Annotated in this window: 1 protein-coding gene and 1 pseudogene; both read left to right on the top strand. The window is 62.4% G+C overall.

Going from position 1 to position 1223, the window contains the following annotated elements:
* Positions 1-161 (top strand): annotated as a pseudogene (locus EN935_RS36340) (biotin--[acetyl-CoA-carboxylase] ligase); the annotation flags it as partial.
* 118 nt (positions 162-279) lie between these two features.
* Positions 280-1223, top strand: a 944-nt coding sequence (locus tag EN935_RS36335; protein WP_164771702.1) for a ribonuclease J, incomplete at its 3' end; no start/stop codon positions are given.

Raw genomic sequence — 1223 nt, 5'->3', positions numbered from 1 at the left:
GCGGCGAAGTTGCTGTCAGAATTGACGGTAATGTGGTGCGTGGGGTGTTTGAAACCATTGACGAGGACTGCCGTTTCGTGATCCGCGACGATGAAGGTTCGGTTCTGACGATCGCCGCCGGCGACGTGCATTTCGGCGCGGTCGCTTCGGCCAGGGCCTAGAGCCGTTCGTGAACGGCTCTAAGTGTTTGTTTTTGCGCAATTCCTGTGGGAAAACCGTTAGACGCTTTTCCTGGAATTGCTTTATGGACTTGGCCTGAGGGCCAGGAAGGGAAAAATCATGGCGAAAGCGGAAAACGCCGAACTCGTCTTCGTGCCGCTCGGCGGCGTCGGCGAGATAGGCATGAACTTCGCTCTTTACGGCTACGGCCCGCCCAGTGCGCGCGAATGGATCGTCATCGATGTCGGTGTGACCTTCCCCGATGCCAGCCTGCCCGGCGTCGACCTGGTGCTGCCCGACACGCGCTTCATCGAGGAGAACCTCGCCAATCTGCGCGGCATCATCATCACCCATGCGCATGAAGACCACTACGGCGCGCTGCTCGACACCTGGCCGAAGCTGAAGGCGCCGGTCTGGATGACGCCGTTCAGCGCCGGCTTGCTCGAAGCCAAGCGACAAGGCGAGCAAGGTGCGCCGAAAATACCGGTCACGATCTACAAAGCGGGGGAGAAATTCACCGTCGGCCCCTTTGAGATCGAAGCCATTCCGGTGGCGCACTCGATCCCCGAGCCGATGTCGCTGGCGATCACCTCGCCGGCCGGCACCGTCATCCATACCGGTGATTGGAAGATCGACCCGGAGCCGACGATCGGGCCGAAGACCGACGAGGCGCGTTTCCGCGCCTATGGTGACAAGGGCGTCCTGGCGCTGATCTGCGATTCGACCAATGCGCTGCGCGAAGGCGAGTCGCCTTCGGAAGTGGCCGTGGGCGAGGGCCTCAAGGGCGTCATCCAGGCTGCCAAGGGTCGCGTCGCCGTCACCACGTTTTCCTCCAATGTCGGACGCATCGTCTCCATCGCCAGGGCGGCACGCGATGCCGGTCGCCAGTGCCTGGTGCTCGGCCGCTCGCTGAAGCGGGTCATCGATGTGGCTGGCGAACTCGGCTACATGGACGGTCTGCCCGAGTTCATCGCCGAGGAGGATTTTGGCTTCATCCCGCGCGAAAACCTGGTCATCATCTGCACCGGCAGCCAGGGCGAACCGCTTGCCGCACTGGCCAAGCT

This window comes from Mesorhizobium sp. M7D.F.Ca.US.004.03.1.1 (genome assembly GCF_003998635.1).
Taxonomy (GTDB): domain Bacteria; phylum Pseudomonadota; class Alphaproteobacteria; order Rhizobiales; family Rhizobiaceae; genus Mesorhizobium; species Mesorhizobium loti.
The sequence above is the reverse complement of the archived record's forward strand: the minus strand, read 5'-3'. Positions and strand labels throughout refer to the sequence as shown.